Source organism: Borrelia recurrentis A1 (assembly GCF_000019705.1).
Taxonomy (GTDB): Bacteria; Spirochaetota; Spirochaetia; order Borreliales; family Borreliaceae; genus Borrelia; species Borrelia duttonii.
Genome location: NC_011244.1, coordinates 900,724 through 923,451, shown reverse-complemented (window position 1 = coordinate 923,451; position 22,728 = coordinate 900,724). Strand labels below are relative to the sequence as shown.

11 protein-coding genes and 1 pseudogene are annotated in these 22,728 nt (G+C 26.9%); 5 read left to right on the top strand and 7 right to left on the bottom strand.

The window, feature by feature from the left end; all coding sequences use genetic code 11:
• Window positions 1-594, top strand: coding sequence for a ribonuclease H family protein (locus BRE_RS04280; protein ID WP_012539212.1), 594 nt, complete (start codon window positions 1-3; stop codon window positions 592-594).
• A gap of 47 nt (window positions 595-641) precedes the next feature.
• On the opposite strand, the gene BRE_RS04275 is transcribed toward BRE_RS04280, so the two are convergent.
• The 3 genes from BRE_RS04275 to uvrB are packed head-to-tail and all read right to left on the bottom strand — an operon-like array spanning window position 642 to window position 8,887.
• Window positions 642-4,100, bottom strand: coding sequence for an LPS-assembly protein LptD (locus BRE_RS04275; RefSeq protein WP_012539211.1), 3,459 nt, complete (start codon window positions 4,098-4,100; stop codon window positions 642-644).
• Entirely contained in the window at window positions 4,055-6,895 is a 2,841-nt protein-coding gene (gene uvrA, locus BRE_RS04270) for an excinuclease ABC subunit UvrA (RefSeq protein ID WP_012539210.1), read from the bottom strand. Before uvrA ends, BRE_RS04275 begins: the two co-directional genes overlap by 46 nt.
• A gap of 27 nt (window positions 6,896-6,922) precedes the next feature.
• On the bottom strand, window positions 6,923-8,887 hold the full coding sequence (uvrB, locus tag BRE_RS04265) for an excinuclease ABC subunit UvrB (protein WP_012539209.1): 1,965 nt from the start codon (window positions 8,885-8,887) through the stop codon (window positions 6,923-6,925).
• Between the two features lie 115 nt (window positions 8,888-9,002).
• Here uvrB and BRE_RS04260 point away from each other — a divergent pair, with 115 nt between their 5' ends.
• The 4 genes from BRE_RS04260 to BRE_RS04245 are packed head-to-tail and all read left to right on the top strand — an operon-like array spanning window position 9,003 to window position 16,894.
• On the top strand, window positions 9,003-10,712 hold the full coding sequence (locus BRE_RS04260; protein WP_012539208.1) for a phospho-sugar mutase: 1,710 nt from the start codon (window positions 9,003-9,005) through the stop codon (window positions 10,710-10,712).
• 16 nt (window positions 10,713-10,728) lie between these two features.
• On the top strand, window positions 10,729-12,963 hold the full coding sequence (locus BRE_RS04255) for an AAA family ATPase (protein WP_012539207.1): 2,235 nt from the start codon (window positions 10,729-10,731) through the stop codon (window positions 12,961-12,963).
• A complete protein-coding gene (gene ileS / locus BRE_RS04250) occupies window positions 12,948-16,082 on the top strand; it encodes an isoleucine--tRNA ligase (RefSeq protein ID WP_012539206.1) in 3,135 nt (1,044 codons plus the stop codon). Before BRE_RS04255 ends, ileS begins: the two co-directional genes overlap by 16 nt.
• Window positions 16,070-16,894 carry a hypothetical protein gene (locus BRE_RS04245; RefSeq protein ID WP_012539205.1) on the top strand — a complete coding sequence of 275 codons (825 nt, stop codon included), beginning with the start codon at window positions 16,070-16,072 and terminating at the stop codon, window positions 16,892-16,894. Before ileS ends, BRE_RS04245 begins: the two co-directional genes overlap by 13 nt.
• Window positions 16,895-16,965: 71 nt before the next feature.
• Here the strand turns inward: BRE_RS04245 and BRE_RS04240 are convergent, their stop codons facing one another.
• From BRE_RS04240 to sbcD, 4 genes and pseudogenes are all read right to left on the bottom strand, one after another.
• Window positions 16,966-17,553: a copper homeostasis protein CutC gene (locus BRE_RS04240; protein WP_012539204.1), complete on the bottom strand. Its 588-nt coding sequence runs from the start codon at window positions 17,551-17,553 to the stop codon at window positions 16,966-16,968.
• Between the two features lie 43 nt (window positions 17,554-17,596).
• Window positions 17,597-18,537, bottom strand: a pseudogene (locus tag BRE_RS04235) (ROK family protein).
• 47 nt (window positions 18,538-18,584) lie between these two features.
• Window positions 18,585-21,440 carry an AAA family ATPase gene (locus BRE_RS04230; protein ID WP_012539203.1) on the bottom strand — a complete coding sequence of 952 codons (2,856 nt, stop codon included), beginning with the start codon at window positions 21,438-21,440 and terminating at the stop codon, window positions 18,585-18,587.
• Window positions 21,427-22,659, bottom strand: coding sequence for an exonuclease subunit SbcD (sbcD, locus tag BRE_RS04225; RefSeq protein ID WP_012539202.1), 1,233 nt, complete (start codon window positions 22,657-22,659; stop codon window positions 21,427-21,429). The genes BRE_RS04230 and sbcD overlap by 14 nt, the downstream gene beginning before the upstream one ends.
• Window positions 22,660-22,728 lie beyond the last annotated feature (69 nt).

Genomic DNA, 22,728 nt, shown 5'->3' with positions numbered 1-22,728 from the left:
ATGAAAAAATACTATGCATGCATATTAAACGATAAAAACGAAAAATTCATTTTTACATCTTGGGAAGAATGCAAAAACAAGATTATAGGACAAAAAAATAAAATAAAAAGTTTTAAAACAAAAGAAGAAGCAAATAAATGGCTCCTAGAAAACGGAAAAATTAATACTTGTCACCCAAAAGGTATATATTTCGATTCTGGCACAGGCAGAGGACAAGGAGTAGAAGTTAGAGTTGTCAATGAAAAAGGAATATCAATAATAGACAAAGTAGTAAAACAAAACTTTATTAACGATTATAACAACTACTATGTCAAAAATTTTAACGGAATTAGTAATAATTATGGTGAACTTTTGGGACTATACATCGCACTTAAAATAGCATTACAAGAAAATACAAAAAACATATTTGGAGATAGTAAGCTGGTCATAGATTATTGGTCTAAAGGTTTTTATAATAAAAACTTAAATAAAAACACTATCAAATTAATTCAAAATGTTATCAAATTAAGGAATATATTTGAAAACAGTGGAGGCCAAATAGTATTGATATCAGGTAACAATAATATTGCAGATCTTGGCTTTCATAAAAGATAAAGTCATACTTCACTTAAAAAACAAAATACATACTTAATATTAAATAATTAAAAAATTCTATCTTGTCTATTAGACTTTCTATTAATTAAAAGTTCATAGTTAGTACTTGAATTACTCTCAAACGATGACTTAACAGGCTCAAAGAAATTCCAGGAAATATAAATTGAAAAAGTATTTCTCCAAATTGAAGAATACCGATTGTTATCATGCTTTAAAATATCTGGACTTAAACTATACTCACCAACAAATTTCCAATCATAAAAATTAAATTTAAAACTTGTACTAATTTTTTTAATCTTAAATAATGAATCTTTTCTATCCTGAATATTAAAAAAATTAAATGACTTAAAGACATCTTCTAAAAAATTGACTGTTGCAAGATCAATTTGATTCATATATCCCCCAAAATATCTAAAAGTTTTTGTATTAATAGAACGAGTTGCAACATCCAATTCAAAAAATTTAGTATACTTAAACTTTAAAGTAAACTCAGCCCAAAATTCATTATCAACAAATTTTTGCAAATTCATTTTCCATCCAACATCTGTTCCAAAGCCAATTGAAAATTTTTCATTAAAAAACTTAAATTCATACAAATCTTTTTTATACTGAGCACTTAAAGAATACGGAACAAGCTTAGCCATAGATCCCACTTTTGCAAAATCACCAAGTAATTTATCATATTTATACTCAAAATCATTTTTCATTTTAAATGCAAATTTAAAGTCATAAGCATTAACCTTTAACGAAAGCTCAGATAATCCATTAATTAAAGGATCATAAGCAATTAAAAAGGAAAATTTTAAATAATCTAAATATCGTGGCTCCAACTTATAATATAAAGCAGGATTCATTTTTAAATGCTTATATGGATATATAGGTTTTAAGGGTGATGAATTAATAAGCGTCTTTTTTGAAAAGAAAGTTTTTTTAGTGTCTTCTTTAAATTTTCTATCATATTTAACACCAATACCCACTTCTTGTAACAAATAAGGAAATTCTAGAGAAAATTTAAATTCAGAAGAAGTATATATGCTTTCAAAAGTATTTTTTAGGACACTTAAAAAACTAGTAGTAAAAAATTTATAATCATAAATCAAATCAAAATTAAAATCTTGATAAAATGTTTCGGGACTTTTTAAAAAAACAGTATTACTCTTACCAGCTAAAATTTTAGAATTTACATCATACTTTTTATCAAATGAATAAAGAGTAATTTTATTTTCAAATTTAATACTACTACGAGAAAAATTAGGATACATCATAAAAGGTAACAGATTTAAAGTGATCTTATGAATAATTGAATGCTCACCTTTTTTATCTTTTTCTATTAAATTATAATTTTTATCTAAGGGATTATATTCAACAGTATTAAGATACAAAATATCTTCAAAAGTAATTTGTCGATTATTAAAGTCAGCATAAAGCTTTAAATCTATTTTATTTTTAATGTCAAACAAATAAGTCTTTACATCATATTTAAATTCCTGGGGAGATTTAAATTTAGAATCATCAAAAAATATATTGTTTTTTAAATAAGGATTAATACCAAATCTTATATAAAAAGAATCTTGTTTATTAAAATCATTAGAAACAATTGGATTAGGAACTAAATGAAAATCTTTAATTAAATCTTTTTTTTCCTTAAGTTTTTCTGAATCACTTTTATCTTTATCATCTTCAAAACTATCCCCAATATCTTTAACTTTAGATCCCATAATTACTTCTTTAGTTTTAGAATCAGAAGAAACAGTCCAATTATTATTATAAAGATCCTTTTGAAAATTTAAATCAATATAAGGCAAATGAATCCTCTCTAAATAAAACCATTTTCTAGTAGGATCCTTAATATTTTTCTTAGATTTGGCATTAAATATATTATCATAACTTGCTAATTTAAAAGTAAATCCCAAATTATTTAACCTATAATCAATAAGAGAATTATCATCAAAAGTACGATTATAAAAAGAAGATAAATTCCAATCAAATGTGCTTATCATTTTTTCTATTTCTGATGAAGATTTTGGAGAACTTAAAAGAGATAAAAATGTTCCACTCTCTAATCTATCTTTAAAGTCAATCATCACATAAGGATCTGAATAATGTTCAAATATTACTGAAAAAAGTGCATCACTGATTAAAAATTCAGACTTAGATTTAAGTAAATATCTAAAAGGAACTTCAAACCCAAATATATTACCCTTATTTATATTATCAAAACTAAAAAGAGAATAATTAATACTATTACTATCAAAAGGACGATAAACTCCAGACAAAATATGTCTATGCACAGTTCTTGTGAAACCTATTCCAAAACTAACTTCAAAGGTCTTAAAAAGATCTAAGGTATTACTTAAGTTAAGATCAATACCTGTATAAAATCCCAAATTAGAATAAATATCAAAAATCAACTTAACATAATCTTTATTCAACTTAGAGACAACATCCTCTGCAAAAAAATAAGTTAAATAACCATTCCTAATATAAGGTTCTTTAGATGAATCATACATTGAATGAAAATCAAAATCTAAAAAAGAAAACTTATCACTATCAACAGACTTCTTCCCAAATAAATATACAGTATTAAAAAGAGTAAGACCTCTCTTGGGGAAATATCCTAAAGATGGATTAAAAAATAAACTATCACCTGGTTTAAAAAAGAACGGAATATAAAACATTGGTACTCTTCCTATATAAAACACAGCATTAAGAATACCAAAATCTCCAGATGGTAAAATCCATATCTTAGACGCTTTAATAGAATAATAAGGTTCTGGGATTTTACTGGTTGTAATAAAAGCCTGTTCTAAAATGCTAGCATCATTATCCAACCTTTTTAAAGATTTACCCCCAAATGAAACAATATGATCAACTAAATTTCTCTGTATTTTTTTCTGAATAATTCCATCTTTAAGAAGCAAATTTTTAGAATCAAAATCAACAAATAATTCATTACCATAAAAATATAATTTTTCATCAGAACTTAAATCAAGTTTATAATCAACATTTCCACTAGAAAAAAGCTTTTTGGTTTTTTTATTAAAAACAATCTTATCACCTTGAATATTATGTTTTTTATTCTCTTTAACATCTTCAATAATAAGTTTCACTCTACCTTTAAATACAATATTTTCATCTTCAGTAAGCTCATAGGTAAAATTTTCAAGATTATCTGTACTCTCAATAACTACTTTATATCTTCCTGCATCCTTGCCATCTTTTAAAAAAAGATCAGGAGATATACCAAATTTTTCCAAAAGCAATGATTTTATCTTAGAAATGTCTTTCTCTTTGATTCCTTCTTTTAATGCCCACTTTTTCAAATCTTCATCACTAGAAAGCTCAAGTTCCCTTAAATTAGCTTTCTGCATTAAAGTCAGCTTGTTTTTAATTTTATCCTTATCATTATCATTCTGAGAAAACAGGATAAAACAACTAAAAATATTTAATAAAATTAATATTACAAAAGATTTTTCAAAAACATTCCTGTATAGGAACTCTTGCATTTTGCAACCTCTTCAGGAGTTCCAGATACAACAATATTGCCTCCAGATACTCCACCCTCAGGACCTAAGTCTATTATATAATCCGCTTGTTTAATAACATCTAAATTATGTTCTATGAGAACCACAGTATTCCCATTTTTAACAAGTAATTGCAATACTTCTAATAATTTCCTTATATCATCAAAATGTAAACCTGTAGTCGGTTCATCAATAATATAAAAAGTTTTTCCCATACTTTTCTTACCAAGCTCAAATGCCAATTTAATTCGTTGAGCCTCTCCTCCTGAAAGGGTTGTTGATGACTGTCCCAGTTTAATATACTCAAGTCCCACTTGTATTAAAAGACTTAAATAATGACTAATCTTTGGAACACTTTCAAAGAAATCTTTAGCTTCAAGAACACTCATTTCTAAAATATCATAAATATTTTTTCCCTTATACCTAATTTCCAGAGTTTCTTCATTAAATTTTTTACCTTTACATAGACTACAAGGAACAAAAACATCAGGCAAAAAATGCATCTGAATATTTAAGTATCCATCCCCCTGACATTTTTCACAACGTCCACCCTTAACATTAAAAGAAAATCTACCTGCTTTAAACCCCCTCGTTCTAGACTCTGGAAGCTTTGCAAAAATTTCCCTAATCTCAGTAAAAAATCCAACATAAGTTGCCGGATTTGATCTTGGAGTTCGTCCTATTGGTTTTTGATTTATCTGAATAACCTTATCAATTTCTTCATAGCCAATAATATCCTCAAAACCATCAGAATAGATTTCATTCGCTTTTAACCTACTATCCAAAGCAGGATATAATACCTCATTAAGAAGAGTACTCTTTCCACTACCAGAAACCCCAGTTATTACAGTAAAAACTCCCAAAGGAATGTGAACATTAATATTTTTTAAATTATTTTTATTTGCATTCAAAAGTACAATTTTGGATTTTCCTATTTGACGTCTTACTCTTGGAACTTCTATTTTAAGTTGTCCACTTAAATATTTACCAGTTAAACTATTTTCATTATTTAAAATATCAGATAATACTCCCTTAGCAACGATCTCTCCACCATAAATTCCAGCTCCAGGACCAACATCAATAATATAATCAGCAGTACGTAAAGTTTGCTCATCATGTTCTACAACAATTACTGTATTGCCAAGTTCTTTAAGATTAACAAGGGTCTTGACTAATTTTTCATTATCTCTTTGATGCAACCCAATGCTAGGTTCATCAAGTACATAAAGAACTCCAGCAAGAGCTGAACCTATTTGTGTAGCAAGTCTAATTCTTTGAGCTTCACCACCTGAAAGAGTTCCAGATATTCTGTCCAAACATAAATAAGACAGTCCAACATCAATTAAAAATTTAAGCCTATTTATAATTTCTTTCAAAATCTCTTTAGCAATTTTTGTATCAAACTCATCAAGCTCAATATTTTCAAAAAATAAATAAGAATCCATAACAGATAAACTATTAAGCTCTTGGATATCTTTTTCAACCAATTTAACAGACAAAGCCTCGCAACTCAATCTCTTCCCTTTACAAAAATTACAAATTTTACGAGACATCAAACTTTCATAAAACGATCTAGCACTATCAGATTCAGTTGCAAGATAACGCCTCTTTAAAAGAGGAATAAGACCTTCAAATTCCTTAGAATAATGAAAACCTCCACTAATTTCTTTAGCTTCCATTTCTCTAGACTTATAAACAAAATCTATCTTTACATTATCTCCATACAAAATCTTTTGAAGAACATCCTCAGGAATATGACTTATAGGAGTATTTAACTTAAATCCATAATGCTTAGACAAGCCTTTAAAAATCGCCAAGGCCCAAGGCGAACTTGATTTAAAGGTAATAAATGCATCCTCATTAAAAGAAAGTTGCATATCAGGACAAATTTTTTCAAAATCAAAATCAAATATAATACCAAGACCAGAACATTCACTACAAGCGCCAAACGGACTATTAAATGAAAAAAGTCTTGGCTCTATTGCCGGAAGAGAAAACCCACATAAAGGACAACTATTATGCTCTGTAAAAATTCTATCTATTTTTTTTAAATCATCTTCAATCTCTACACGTAAATAACCATTAGACACCAATAAAGCAGTTTCAATAGATTCTGCAAGTCTCACTCTTATATCATTACTCAATTTTATTTTGTCTATTATAATTTCAATATTATGCTTTTTATTTTTATCTAATTTTAAGTTAACGGCATCTTCTACTAAATAATCCTGAAAATCTATCCTAACCCTAGCAAATCCTTGATTTAATATTTTCTCAAGTTCTTTGTTATGAATACCCTTTGCACCCATAACAATAGGAGCAAATAATATAACTTTGGAACCCTCAGAATAACTTAAAATAACATTAATTATATTATCTAAAGATTGCTCTTCGATTAAATTTCCATCATTGGGACAATATGGCTTGCCAACTTTTGCAAACAACAATCTATAATAATCATAAATTTCAGTAATAGTCCCAACCGTTGATCTTGGATTGTTGCTGATGGTTTTCTGTTCAATAGAGATAGCAGGAGAAAGTCCGCCTATATATTCAACATTTGGCTTTTTCATTACGCCCAAAAACTGTCTCGCATAAGAAGATACAGATTCCATATATCTTCTCTGTCCTTCTGCAAAAATTGTATCAAAAGCTAAAGATGACTTTCCAGAACCACTTTTACCAGATATTACCACCAAACTATTTCTTGGAATATCAACATCAATATTTTTTAAATTATGTTCCCTTGCACCTCTAACAGTAATGTTTTCTTTCAAAAATATAAACTCCTCGTTATTAAAACATCATATATTAATAAGCTCTTTGATTTTATCTCTCAAAAAGATAGCATCTTCAAACCTCTCATCCTCAACCGCTTCATTAAGCTCAAATTTAAGCTTAATGATAAGATCTTCTCTAGACAAATTATTATCGGAAATAATTTTTTCAACATTATAATCAAGAGTTTTATTTTTAAATTCTTTTTCTAAAATACTTTGCACTTTTTTGACAATAGTTTTTGGAACAATATTATTCGCTTTATTATATTCAATTTGAATATTCCGCCTTCTACGTGTTTTTTCAATGGCCTCTTGCATTGCACAACTTATTTGATCATAGTACATTATAACACAACCATGTGAGTTTCTAGCAGCTCTACCAATAATCTGAATTAAAGAAGAAGCTGACCTTAAAAATCCTACCTTATCAGCATCTAGTATAATAACAAGAGAAACCTCGGGAATATCTAAACCTTCTCTTAACAAATTAATCCCCACAATAACATCAATCTCTGATTTCCTAAGAGATGTAATAATATTTACTCTTTCAATAGCATTAAATTCTGCATGCAAATACCTGGCCTTTATTCCAAGAGTCAATAAATAATCTGTCAAATCCTCAGACATTTTTTTAGTCAAAGTTGTAATTAAAATCTTCTCATTTAAAACTACTCTTCTTTGAATTTCACTATAAATATCTTCTATTTGTCCATCTGAAGGTCTCAAAATAATTTCTGGATCAACAAGACCTGTTGGACGTATTATTTGTTCAACAATAACACTACTCTTTTTAGATTCCTCAAGGCCAGGCGTTGCTGATACAAAAACAGCTTGATTAATCAAAGACTCAAACTCATAATACTTAAGTGGTCTATTCTTCAGCGCTGATGGCAATCTAAAACCAAAATTCACAAGATTTAATTTTCTTGAATAATCTCCATTATACATTCCTCTAAACTGAGGTAAAGTAACATGAGATTCATCAATAAATAGCAAATAATCTTCAGGAAAAAAATCGAAAAGACAATAAGGCCTATCTATCTCATCCCCGCCAAAATATGCAGAATAATTTTCTATACCCTGACAAGACCCTGTTTCCCTTAACATTTCAATATCATATTTAACTCTTTGTTTAAGCCTTTCAGCTTCAACAAGCTTATTATTTTCTTGAAAATAACGATATTGCATTTCTAAATCAACCTGTATTTCAGGCAAAGCATTTAATATTTTTTCATAAGGAATAACAAAATAAGATTTAGCAAAAAGCGTAAATTCATTAGCAAAACCTAATTTTTTTTTTGTAAGTGGACTAATCCTGTTGATCTGCATAATTTTATCAAAATCCAAATAAATTCTATATGCAAAATCACCATGTTCATTACTAGGCCATATTTCAACAACATCACCCTTAATAGAAAATTTATCATGTTCAAGATTTGTAAACGTCCTTTCATATTGAAGTTTAACAAAAACGTCTGCTATCTCCTTAATGGAAATTTTTTGTCCTACAAAAAAAACATTAGCAGCACTTTTAAAAAATATTGGTGAACCTAATGCATAAATTGAAGAAACAGTAGCAACAACAATAACATCTCGTCTTCTAGAAAGAGATGTTACTGTCCTTATTCTCTTTATTTCAATATCTTCATTAATAGTAGCTTCCTTTTCTATATATAGATCCTTTGAGGGAACATAAGATTCAGGCTGATAATAATCATAATAAGAAACAAAATACTCAACTGCATTATCTGGAAAAAAATCTTTAAATTCTCTATAAAGCTGTGCTGCTAAAGTTTTATTATGACTAATTATTAAAGAAGGGCGCTCTAAATCCCTAATAATATTAGCTATTGTAAAAGTTTTACCACTACCTGTCACACCTTTTAAAGTCTGATACCTATTATTACGTAAAATAGATTCCTTAATCTCTCTTATTGCTTTCGGTTGATCACCAGCAGGAAAATAATCAGACTTTAAACAAAATTGCATGAAAACCCCAAATAAAAAGATTATAAATTAAATATAATAATCAACTCTACAGTTATATTTTATTATTTTATAATTTAATTATAAATTCTCAAATAACAAAATAAAGGAAAATAATATGAAAAATAATAAACTTCAAAAAAAATTAAAACAATATATACAATTTGAAAAAAACAATTTTTTTAAAGATGAAGCTATCAAATTGCTTAAAGAAAACAATGAAACAGAAATATACAATAGATTTCACAAAGAACTAGAATTTGGTACTGCTGGCATGAGAGGTATAATTGGGGCTGGATCATGCTATATTAATACATACAACATCGCCAAAGCAAGTCAAGGAATTGCCAACTATATCCTTACAATAACACAAAATCCTAAAATCGCAATAAGTTATGACTCAAGACATTTTTCAAAAGAATTTGCATACGAAGCTGCTGAAATTTTTGCCTCAAATGGGATTAAAATTTACATATATAAAAATTTAAGAGCAACTCCACAATTATCCTACACAGTTAGAAAATTAAACTGCGATCTTGGAATAATGATAACAGCAAGTCATAATACAAAAGAATATAACGGATATAAAGTATACTGGAAAGGAGGTGCTCAAATAATAGATCCACATGATGCAAAAATAATATCGGAAATACAAAAAGTATCTAATATCAAACATACATTCATAAAAAGAGAAGGAATAAATAAAAGAATAATAATTGAACTTAAAAATGAAATTGATATTAAATACATACAAAAAATAAATGACGAATTTCCTAATTTCAATCAAAAAAGTAAAACTACAAATTTACGAATCGCATATACTCCTCTGCATGGAACAGGAGGAACAATAATAAAGAAATTATTTAAAGGTAGCAAAGTAGAACTTTTAACAGAACAAACACAAATAAATCCTGATCCAGAATTTCCTACAGTCAAATATCCCAATCCTGAAGAACATACAACCATGTCTAGAGTAATAGAACTTGCAAAGAAAACAAACTGTGATATTGCATTTGCAACAGATCCAGATGCTGATCGATTGGGTATTGCTTTCAAAGAAAGCAGAAAATGGAAAATTTTAAATGGAAATCAAATTGCATGCATCTTAATGCACTATTTACTATCTAGAGAAAATAACCCCAAAAACACCTTTATAATAGCCTCTTTTGTCACAACCCCAATGTTAGATAAAATAGCTCAAAAATACAACACAACATTATATAGAACATATACAGGATTTAAATGGATAGGAAACTTAATAGATAAGATACAAAAAAAAGAACCAAACAAAAAATTTATTTTTGGATGTGAAGAAAGCCATGGATACCTAATTGGCACTGGAACTAGAGATAAAGATGCATTTTCAGCCATAAAAGGATTTTGTGATTTAATGTTGACACTAAAAAAAAACCAAATCACAATAAATCAATATCTACAAACAATGTACAAAGAATTTGGATATTACGAAGATTTTACAATTAATAAAATCTTTAAAGAAACTAATGGTGATTTTTTAAGAGAAAAATTAATGTTACAATTTAGAAACAATATTACAAAAAAATTTGCAGGTCTTTTCATAATTAAAAAATTAGATTATAAAACACTAAAAGAAATCGATATGCATGGAAACGTATATACAATAAAAGGCTATACACACACCACAAATGCAATAAAATTCTTATTAGAAAATAAAATAGAAATAACAATTAGGCCATCTGGCACGGAAGCAAAAATTAAATTTTATATATCCATATATTCAAGATACGAACAAAAAAATAGTATTTTTGATATAATGAACAAAATAAAGATGGAGATAGAAAAATATTAATATAACAGACAAATTAATGAACCTAGTTGAAATATCGTCAAGAGAAGTAGCTAGAAAAAATAAAAATAGAGAAGTCTCAAGTTGGCATTTATTAATGTCTATATTATTAATTCATCCTAAAAAATCTGAAATAAAAAATATAGAAACCAAAACTTTAAAAAATATCAAACAAGATACATTATATGAAATAGAAAAGCTAGAAAAAGTTTTAATTGGCACCAATGAAATTGTCATCCCAAAAATAAGCAGAGAAATCTTTACTCTTATTGACCAAACAAAAAAAGAATTTAAGTCCAAAACTTTAATAGGCATAAAAGAAATTTTTTATCAGATTTTAAAAACAAAAAAGCTTCTCAAAAAATATAAACTTAATAAACTAAGCTTTAACTTCGATGAAGATAATATAATAACAAGCATAGATAAAATAAGATTAATTGAAACATATAAAGAATTTGAAGATGAAACAAGACAAAACGACTACTTTGAAATTAACAAATACGTTAAAAATCTCACAACACTTGCAAAAGAAAAAAAACTTGATCCCCTAATAGGACGTGAAAAAGAAATTCAATCATTAATAAGCATACTTGAACGAAGAAACAAAAATAGCACAATTTTAATAGGAGAACCTGGGATTGGAAAAACAGCAATTGTTGAAGGACTTGCCATTAAAATTGCAAACAAAGAAATAAAAAGCCAATTACAAAATAAAATAATACTACAAATTGAAACTTCTGACTTAGTTTCTGGAACTAAATATAGAGGTGAATTTGAAGAAAGATTAAATAATATAATTAAGTCTATAAAAAATAATAAAAACATAATAATCTTTATTGATGAAATACACACTTTAATAGGAGCAGGAAATTCTGAAGGTTCTATTGACGCAGCAAATATCTTAAAACCTATTCTCTCTCGTTCTGCAATACAAATAATAGGTGCAACGACTTATGATGAATATAGAAAACACATATCCAAAGACAAGGCATTCACTAGAAGATTTCAAACAATATCAATCAAAGAACCTGATGAAAAAGAAACTCTCAACATAATCAACAGCATAATAAAAAACTTTGAAAACTATCACGGCGTCACTTATGAAAAAGAAGCCATAGAAAATGTTATTAGCTTATCATCACAATATTTAACTAATAGAAAATTTCCCGATAAAGCAATTGATCTAATTGACATTGCTGGAGCCCAGAAAAAACAACAAGAAATAAATACAAAAATAGTAAATGCCGAGGATGTTAAAAATACAACAGATGAATTTTTTGGCATTAAGGTAAAACTTAGTCTCACAGAAGAAATTGCATATCTTAAAGAAGAAACAATAAACATCAAAGAAAAAATAATTGGACAAGAATCTGCCATAGATGAAATCATTATAGAAATGGTAAAAACAAAACTAGGCATCAACAATAATATACAACCATTAACATCAATATTGCTCATAGGTTCAAGTGGAAGTGGAAAAACAATACTATCAAAAACAATATCAAAAATCATGATTAAAGATCAAAATTCAATACTACAGTTAGATATGTCAGATTACAGAGAAGAAACTTCTATATCAAAACTAATAGGAACAAATCCAGGATACGCAGGTTATACTGACGGTGGTATTTTAATAAACAGACTAAAATATAATCCTAGAGCATTCATCATATTTGAAAATATTGAATATGCGCATAATTCCGTAATGAGCATAATAGAACAAATACTTGAAAATGGAGAACTAATTGACAATACAGAAGATAAAATATCTTTTAAGAATAGCATCATTGTTTTAAGTACATCTATTGGCAGTAAAATATTACTTGGAAAAGGCATCCTTGGATTTAATAAAACAGACAATAATATAGATATTAAAAGCACAATCAATAATGAACTTAAAACAAAATTTAAGTTATCATTAATAGATAAAATACAAAAAAAAATAATTCTTAACGTATTAACAGAAAAAGACCTCAGCATAATTTACGATAATTACTGCAAAGAACTTACTCAAAAATTTAGCCTAAAAAACATTCAAATAGAAATTGATGACTCTCTTAAAAATCATATAATAAAAAAATATTATGATAAAAATTCCGGAGCAAGAAGCATTTTAAATGCAGTAAAAGAAAACATAGAAGAAAAAATTATTAATCAAATATTTCACAATCCTAATATAAATCTAATAAAAATATACTTAGAACAAAACAATATAAAAATCAAACAAAAGGAAATTTTATGTTCAAAAAAGTAGAAAATAAAGTACATTTTCCCCAATTAGAAGAAAAAATATTACAATTTTGGAATCATAATAAAATTTTCGAAAAATCGATGAAACAACGAGAAGGATGTGAAGAATTTACATTCTATGATGGTCCACCATTTGCAACAGGGCTTCCCCATTTTGGACATTTTGTCCCAAATACAATTAAAGACATAATTCCAAGATATCAAACAATGAAAGGAAAGAATGTCAAGAGATATTTTGGATGGGATACTCATGGATTACCAGTAGAATATGAAGTAGAAAAATCTTTAAAATTATCTGGAAGATATGAAATAGAACAATATGGTATCGATAAATTTAATGAAGAATGCAGAAATATAGTTTTAAGGTACACAAAAGAATGGAAAAAAATAATAACACGACTGGGAAGATGGGTTGACTTTGAGAATAATTACAAAACAATGGATCTAACATTCATGGAATCCGTATGGTGGGTATTTAAAACCCTTTACAATAAAGGTTTAATTTATGAAAGCTACTATGTATTGCCATATTCTCCAAAACTTGCAACTCCTTTATCAAATTTTGAGGTCAATCTTGGTGAATACAAAGAAATTCATGATCCATCATTAACCATAAAATTTAAAATCAAAGATAAAAATGAATATCTGCTTGCATGGACTACAACTCCCTGGACATTACCCACAAATCTTGGAATTGCTGTTGGGAAAGACATAGATTACTCTAAAGTAGTTGATCAAGAAAAAAATGAAATATACATAATAGGAACAAAAAGATTAAATCACTACTATCAAGATGAAAACAAATACGTAATAATAGAACAATTTAAAGGTGAACATCTCAAGGGAATAGAATATGAACCACTATTTGATTACTTTGTAAACCAACGGAACAAAGGAGCTTTTAAAATTCATACAGCAGAATACGTTACAACCGATGACGGAACAGGAATAGTACACATTGCACCATTTGGAGAAGAAGACTATCAAATACTTAAAAAAAATACTCAAACCGATATGATAACACCTATAGATGCCGAATGCAAATTCACAAGCGAAGTTAAAGATTTTGAAGGATTATTTGTTAAAGATGCAGATAATAAAATAATAGAAAAATTAAAATCAATGAATCTTTTATTCAAAAGAGAAAACTATTTGCACAGATATCCATTTTGCTATAGAACAAACTCACCTCTAATTTATAGACCTATAAGCTCATGGTTTGTCAATATTGAAAAAATCAAAGAAAAACTTATAAGATCAAATGAACAAATAAATTGGATACCTGAACATCTTAAAAAGGGAAGATTTGGCAAATGGCTAGAAAATGCAAGAGATTGGGCAATAAGTAGAAATAGATTTTGGGGAAATCCAATACCGATTTGGAAATGTTCAAAAACAGGAAATAAAATATGTATAGGATCTAGGGAAGAATTAGAAAAATTATCAGGACAAAAGATTATCGATTTACATAAAGATAAAATTGATAAGATAACCTGGCCTAGCAAATATGGTGGCACATATGTTAGAACAAGTGAGGTTTTAGATTGCTGGTTTGAATCTGGTTCAATGCCTTACGCAAGCAAACATTATCCATTTAAAGATAAAGATAAATTCCAAAATATCTTCCCTGCCGATTTTATTGCAGAAGGCTTAGATCAAACAAGAGGATGGTTTTATACATTAACAATTTTAGGAACTGCTCTTTTTGAAAAAACAGCATTCAAAAATGTAATAGTTAATGGACTAGTATTATCTAGTGACGGCAAAAAAATGTCAAAATCACTCAAAAATTATACAGATCCAATACAAATAATAAACACATTTGGAGCAGATGCTTTAAGACTTTATTTGATAATGAGTCCAGTAATAAAAGCTGATGATCTAAAATATAGCGATGATGGAGTTAAAGATGTCTTAAAAAATATTATAATCCCTATTTGGAATGCTTACTCATTTTTTATAACTTATGCAATCATTGACAAGTTTACACCTAATAATTATGTAAATCTATATAAAACCAATATACTTGACAAATGGATAATTAGCGAAATTGAAAGTTTAAAGCAAATATTAAACGAAGAAATAGATAAATATAACTTAACAAAATCAATAGAAGTACTTCTTACATTCATAGACAAGTTAAATAACTGGTATATAAGACGATCAAGAAGAAGGTTTTGGAAATCTGAAAATGACAATGATAAAATAGATGCTTATGAAACATTATATTATACTTTAAAAAACTTAATGCTAATGCTTGCACCATTTATCCCTTTTTTAACAGAAGAAATATATCAAAATTTAAAGACCAAAAATGAAAAAGAATCTATTCATTTGAATAATTATCCTCAATCAATTAAGGAACTTATTAATATAGAACTTGAAGAAAAAATGAATTTCACAAGAAAAGTAATAACAATTGCAAGAGCACTAAGAGCATCACACAATATAAAAATACGAAAGCCTATTAAAACAATATACATAATCACCAAAAATCATAAAGAACAAAATACTCTAAGAGAAATGACAGAAATCATACTTGAAGAGATTAATGCAAAAGAAATAAAAATAAAATCCAATGAAGAAGAACTTGTAACTTATAAAGCAAAAGCAAATTTTAAAGAACTTGGAAGCAAACTCGGCACAAATATGAAATCAGTAGCATTAGCAATAACAAAACTAAGCAATGAAGACATATTAGAAATAATAAATGGCAACAAACATACAATTACAATTAACAATAATACATATGATATAACACTAAAAGATATAATACTAGAAAGACATGAAAGAAAAAATTTAAAAGTAATTAATGAAGATTCTATAACAATAGGACTAGATACTTTAATTACAGAAGAATTATATCTAGAAGGACTCTCACGAGAACTTATAAGGAAAGTACAAAATTTAAGAAAAGAAAGTAATTTCAATGTTACCGACAGAATAATACTATATACAAATAATGATGAAATACTTACAAAAATAATCAACAATTTTGAAAATTATATTAAAACTGAAACTTTGGCAATAACAATAGAAATTAATAATAAAAAAGCCTTAACAACTTTAGAACTAGATGAGGAAATATCAGTAAATATAGGTATAGAAAAATGCTTAAATTAATTATTAATATTTGTATTGCTATGCTTTTAATAGGATGTGTAACTCTAACTTACCATCCACCTAAAAAAAATATATCTTCAATCATGTTATTAGACTCCTCATCAGATATATATGCTTATGTAAATTTATCTAAAAACAGATTCATATATAGTGAATTCGAAATGAAATATAAAATAGGTCTTCATACTGTTGGTAATTTATATTTAAGCTACACAAAAAATCCAGAAACTTTTTCATTAATAATAACAGGCAATTTTCCCAAAAGCATATTTTGGAAAATAAACAATCATCCGAATTTTCAATCATGTGGAAATATATTTATGAACCCAAAATGGAAAATAAAAAATTCAAACATATATATAACCCCAACTAAAGACAAAAAAGGTATATTAATCAATCAAAAAGAAATAACTCATCAAAATACAAACATACTCATAACAAAATACATTGATATCATTGATCAACATGAAATATTCATTTTGATCAATGATATCACTAAACTAATTCCAAACAACATCAATAAAACAAATTTAATTCCCTTTAACAAAGGAATTTTCATTGCAAATAGTGCAAACGACAACGAATATAATTTTAAAGCTTATCTAAACACTAATAATCCCAAAATACTCTCTATTGCATCAAAAAAATTAATACCAAGTATCCTTAAACATACAACAAAAATAATAATTTCAGGACCTATAACATCTAAAATACAAGATAAAAATACCATAGAACTTCAATTTAATGTTAATAAAATGAGTATTAAAGAATTTATAACAAATTTAATATATACTAAACATAATAAACATTAACTATTTATATATAAATTTAACAAACCTATTTTTCCAATACAAGTTCTAAATTCAAAAAAAATGATAAGAAATTAAAATAAACTTAAATCACCAACAATAAGCCTGCCATGATAAGCTTTTGCATCCAAAATAGCATCAATACTATCAATATTAGATTTATTAACTTTCCCAGCAACAACAATTTCTACCTTATTTCGACTCATCAATATTAAATCTTTAAGTATCATAAGTGAATCTTCTGCTTTAAGACCTCCTCCTGAAGTCAATATCCTGTGAACACCAATATCCAAAAGATTAGCCACAGAATCTTTAATATCATGAGTTTCATCAATTGCTTTATGAAAAGTAACCTTTAAAGGATAAGAAAAGTTCAACAAATATTTGGTTTTCTCTATATCAATTTCACCATTATCTCTTAAAATATCAAAAACAACCTCTTCAACCCCAAGACTTTTACAAATTTCAATATCTTCTTGCATAACCTGAAACTCTAAAGTAGAATACACAAAATTACCACCCCGTGGTCTAATCATCACAACAATAGGAATATCCACCAAAATTTGTTTCAAAATTTTTATGGTACCATAAAAAGGCGTAGTTCCTCCACAAAACATATTTTCACAAAGTTCAATTCTATCGGCACCAAGTTCTACAAGCACGTAAAGCCTCTAATACATTAAAAACACATGCCTCTTTTACCATTTAAACATCCAAATTACACAATAATCTATTTATAGCAAAATAATGATATAACGCCCCAATTTTTTCAGAATCATTATTAAATTTAGCTGTTTCAAGTTTGACAAGTTTTCTAATGTCATTATCATAAATACGTGCCAATTCTAAAGACCATAAATTTTCTAACTTATCATATATTCTACTTATTAAATCCAATCTTGAACTTATCCCACCTCCAATTAATATCTTTTCAGGATTTAAGACAAAAATTAAATTAAAAATACCAAATAATAAAGTTTCAAAAAAATAATCTATTTCATTTCTAACATGAATATTACCATTATCAGCAAGTTCAAAAACATATTCTCCAGAAACATTATCCAATTCCATTTCTAAACGACTAGCAACCCTTCATCTTAAAGCTGCAACAGAAGCTAAAGATTCCCATCTACAATTAAAAGGAATATTATTATCAAGACCTCTGGTAATCATAAATCCAATTTCACCAGACATAAAAGAATATCCTCTTACAAGCTTCCCATTAAGAAATATTCCAGCACCAATGCCTGTTCCAAGCGTTAAAGCAATAAAATCATTAGAATGAACAGCATTACCTTTAAATTTTTCTGCTAAGGCCACACAATTAGCATCATTTTCAATTTCAACATTTACTCCTGTTAAATTTTCAAGCGTCTCTCTTTTAAAGGATAATTAGTAAAACCCTCAATGGCATTCACTCTAATAACAATCCCCCTAGGATCAACAAAGCCAGGAATACAAATTGCAACACCTTCAACATTATACTCTCTCTTGTAATAATTAATTATATCAACTAAAATATCAACTTGATCATCAGCAGTAGCACCCGATTTAACTTCGAATTTATCAAGAAAATTACCATCACCATCTGCAAGAGAATATTTAGTATTAGTGCCTCCAACATCAATCGCAATATAATATTTCATACAATTCTCCATATCCTAAAATATTCAAATAATTATACAATGAAAAATTAAAAACTCTCTATAGTAATTTTAGAAACTGTAGAAACTTTCTCTACAACTATTTGCGTCTTAATTTCTTCCTTTAAATAAGAAACATGAGATATTATACCTATTTGACGCCCATCGATACGCTGTAAATCAGAAATTTTTGGGATCACTACTTTTAAAGTGTCTTCATCAAGACTTCCAAAACCTTCATCAAGAAAAAATGCCTCTATTTTAAGATCACTATCCCTGATCATATCTGAAAAAGCTAAAGAGAGAGATAAAGATACAAGAAATCTCTCACCACCAGATAAAGTTTTAACATTACGAGTCATATTTCCATCCCTTTTACTCCTAACTAAAAAATTAAAATCTCTACTATCTGTATTAATTTCAAGCCCAAAATCAGGAAGAATAATGCTTAAATATTTCTTATTAGCTATACTAAGAATTTCATCAATCAAAAAACTTTGAACATAATATTTTAAACTAGGAGATACAGTAATAATTTTTTTTAAAATTTCAAGTTTATCATTACGTTCATTAATATTGATTAATTTACTATTGATATTCCTTAAATTAATCTCCTGTTCATTGAGTTCTAATTGAAGATTTTGTACACTTGAAAAAGCTGCATCATACTTACTAATCTCTTTAGAGAAAACTTCAATTTGAGACATAAAATTAGACTTTAATTTTAAAAAATGTTCCAAACTATTTTTGCTAGGAATTAAAGAATCAAGAAAAACAATGGGATCTGTATCACAAGTATTACCTCGCATTGCTACTTTGAAATTCAAAAAATTAGAAGTAAAATTATCTAACTCATCTTTAAGCTCTATTTTAAAATCTAATATAGTTTGTTTTATAAATTCAATTTGACTCTCAAGTTTCAATTTTTCATTGTTTATATTGTCAAGACACACATTAAATTTCATACGATCATTTTCTATATTTCTTTGAGAAATTAAAAATTTTTCAAATTCTTCTTCTAATAAAGTAGAATCACTAAAATTAATGTTTAAATTAATATTAGACAGTAAATTTTTTATCTTATCCAAATTGTCTTTAATTTTTACATCGTTTAAGGAAATTTTAGAATTTAAATCATTAAGAATTAATTTCAATTCTGAAACTTTTTTAAATTTACTTTCAAAAACCAACATCTTATTTTTATCAGAATAATCTATATATTTATGAAATAAACTTTGACCAACTCTTTTTAAAATTTCTGAATTATTTTTCTTAAAATTTGCAACACAACCTTCCCATTTAATCTTATTTTCTTTATTACGCAAGATATCCAATCTCAAGATATCCAATTCAGATTGTAAAACTTGAAGCTTTGAATTTAATTCTAAAAGATCATTTAAATTACTAATTTTTAACTTTTCTTTTCCTTGATATGCTCTATACGCATCTTCAAGAAACTTAAGATTTTCTATATCTCTTTCAACCAATTCTTTATTTTTAATAAGATGTTCCAAAAATTTTTCATAAAAATCAATCTTAATATTCATGTTAACAACTTGAGAAAAGTCATTATTTTCATTATCCGAGTTTAACAATAACGATAATCCATTTTTATATTTCAATATTAGCTCTTCATAAAATCCTTTTAACAACTTTAATGCCTCATAATAAACATATTTATCAAAATCAAATGTTACCTCTTTTAAAGCAATACTTTTAATTTCAACATTCTTTTTCCTTTGTTTTTCTAACAATTTCTTTCTTTGAATTTCCAACTGTCTCTCTTTTACAAGCAATACATTATAAGCTTTCTCATCAAATCCTATTTCACAAAAAATAGCATTTTCATAATATAATTCTTTTACATAATCAAAATTAAAATTATCTAAATCCAAATATTTTAATTCTTCTAAATCTTTTTTAACCCTTGAAAATTCATAAACAAACTGATTCTTATCATTTAATAATTCAATATGCCTTCTAACAAAGTTTTTTAAATCCAAAAAATCATTAGAATGAAAAAATGCAAGTCTTTGATCCAACTGAGATTTGATCTTTGACTGCAAATGATGCTCATGCTTTAATTTTTTTCGACTCTCAATCTTAAAAGACAAGTCTAATTTTAGATTATCAATTCTACACTGAATATTTAAATAATTTCTATTAAATTTTATTATCTTTTCACAGATAACTATCAACTTATAAACATTATCAAGATTTTTTTTCAAAAATTCTATATCAATTAAACTCAAAATCTCTTTTAATTCATTGATTTTCTTTTTATTAATACTAACTCTATTTTTTTCCTCAGTATCTAAAAATATCAATTTTTCCCGATTAAATTTTGTAAGATCTAATTCTTTCTTTAAAAAGATCTCTATATTATCATATTTTTTTAAATTAAAAATATTATCAATTATAGCTGCTTTACTCTTTGGATTTGAAGTTAAAAATTCCTGAAAATTTCCTTGGGGCAAGATAACAGTTTGGCAAAACTGCTCAAAATCTAATCTACAAAGACTCTTAATGTAAACCAAAACATCATCTCTGTTTTCAATAAAGTTTCCATCACTAAGACAATTTAGCACCATACTCCTTGGTGTTTCTTTTTGTTTTATATGAAGTTCAATAAACGATTCATATCTCTTCTCAGAAACAGTAAAAGTAAGCCTCACATAAGCACTATCAAAACCTTTTGAGATAAAATCTGAAATATTTTTATCAAGCCTATAAACACGTGCATAAAGAGCAAGCGTAATACAATCTAAAATTGTACTCTTTCCAGCTCCTGTATTCCCAGAAATTAAAAAAATTCCAGACCTTCTTAAAACAGACACATCAAAATTAATTTCATACTCACCTTTATAAGACGCAATATTTTTAAATATTAATTTATTTATCCTCATATTCCCCTGCTCTTCCCTTCAGTAATACCTCTTCAAAAAGAGCAATAAGTTCTTCTTCCTTAAATTTATTTCTTCTCTTAAAACCACCCACAATATCCCTTTTCAATTTTTCTTGAAAAAAATACTTCTCATCTCTATTTAACACTTCATCTCTACCAAGCAATTTACGCTCATTTTTAAAAGACTCTTCGCCTGAATCTTCCAAATTATAATAAACATCAAATATATTAATGAAACTTGACTTTATTAAATTATAAATTTGCTCCTCAAATTCTGAATTCACCCTATCATTAATTTCAATTTTTAAATAACAAAGATAAGAAATTTCATTCTTAATCCTATTTAAATTATTAATCACTTCTTGGAAAGAACCTTTCAAAAAATACAATTTACCAAATATAGGAAGTAAAACCCTATTTTGCTCAACCAATTTATTATCACAAAAAAATAAAACGTTTACATATTTTTTAACATCCTCATCAAACGAATACTGAATTGGAGAACCCGAATACACTATATTCTCTTTTAATCTTTTAAAATTATGAATATGTCCAAGTGCAACATAAGAAAAATCATTACCAAAAACATTAACGGACAAAATAGGGGTGTTAACAATAATATCAGTCATACCACCGCTAGAAAAAAAAGAATGTGCCATTAATATCTTAGGAACGTCAAAATAATCTCTAGAGAGCAATTTAAGAATATCTGTTATCCGAGTTTCATAAGCTTTTTCAACATTATCAAGAAATACATCATTATTCAAATCTATATTTTGATAATCTGAATCTAAAAGAAATCTTTCATTAACATAAGGCATACATACAATAACAAATTTAACATCATTACCATCTTTTAAAAGAATTAAATGATTATCAATGTCATCTCCTGTCACCAAAAAAAAATTAAATTTTGAAAGTATCTTCTTATGAATATTAAAATAATCTTTCTTATCATGATTTCCAGCAATAACTACACACCATTTACAAGATGTAAAAGACAATTCATAAAAAAAATCATTTATCAACTTTTGCTCTTCAATGCCAGGCCTCTTTGAATCATAAACATCACCAGCAATAAGCAAAAGATCAATTTTTTCATTCACAATGAATTTCAATAAAAAATTTAAGAATTGTTGTTGTTCACCAATTCTAGAAAAATGCCCAATTTTTTTACCAATATGCCAATCAGATGTATGTAAAATTTTATAGATACTCATAAAATACCGTGCTATTTTTGTTGAAAAATTATAACAATTTATACATTATGTTATATTATATATATATAA

Coding starts and splice junctions, on each gene's coding strand:
- BRE_RS04280 (WP_012539212.1), top strand. CDS start 1: ATGAAAAAATACTATGCATGCATATTAAACGATAAAAACGAAAAATTC.
- BRE_RS04255 (WP_012539207.1), top strand. CDS start 10,729: ATGAACCTAGTTGAAATATCGTCAAGAGAAGTAGCTAGAAAAAATAAA.
- BRE_RS04275 (WP_012539211.1), bottom strand. CDS start 4,100: ATGCAAGAGTTCCTATACAGGAATGTTTTTGAAAAATCTTTTGTAATA.
- ileS (WP_012539206.1), top strand. CDS start 12,948: ATGTTCAAAAAAGTAGAAAATAAAGTACATTTTCCCCAATTAGAAGAA.
- BRE_RS04245 (WP_012539205.1), top strand. CDS start 16,070: ATGCTTAAATTAATTATTAATATTTGTATTGCTATGCTTTTAATAGGA.
- sbcD (WP_012539202.1), bottom strand. CDS start 22,659: ATGAGTATCTATAAAATTTTACATACATCTGATTGGCATATTGGTAAA.
- BRE_RS04230 (WP_012539203.1), bottom strand. CDS start 21,440: ATGAGGATAAATAAATTAATATTTAAAAATATTGCGTCTTATAAAGGT.
- uvrB (WP_012539209.1), bottom strand. CDS start 8,887: ATGCAATTTTGTTTAAAGTCTGATTATTTTCCTGCTGGTGATCAACCG.
- BRE_RS04260 (WP_012539208.1), top strand. CDS start 9,003: ATGAAAAATAATAAACTTCAAAAAAAATTAAAACAATATATACAATTT.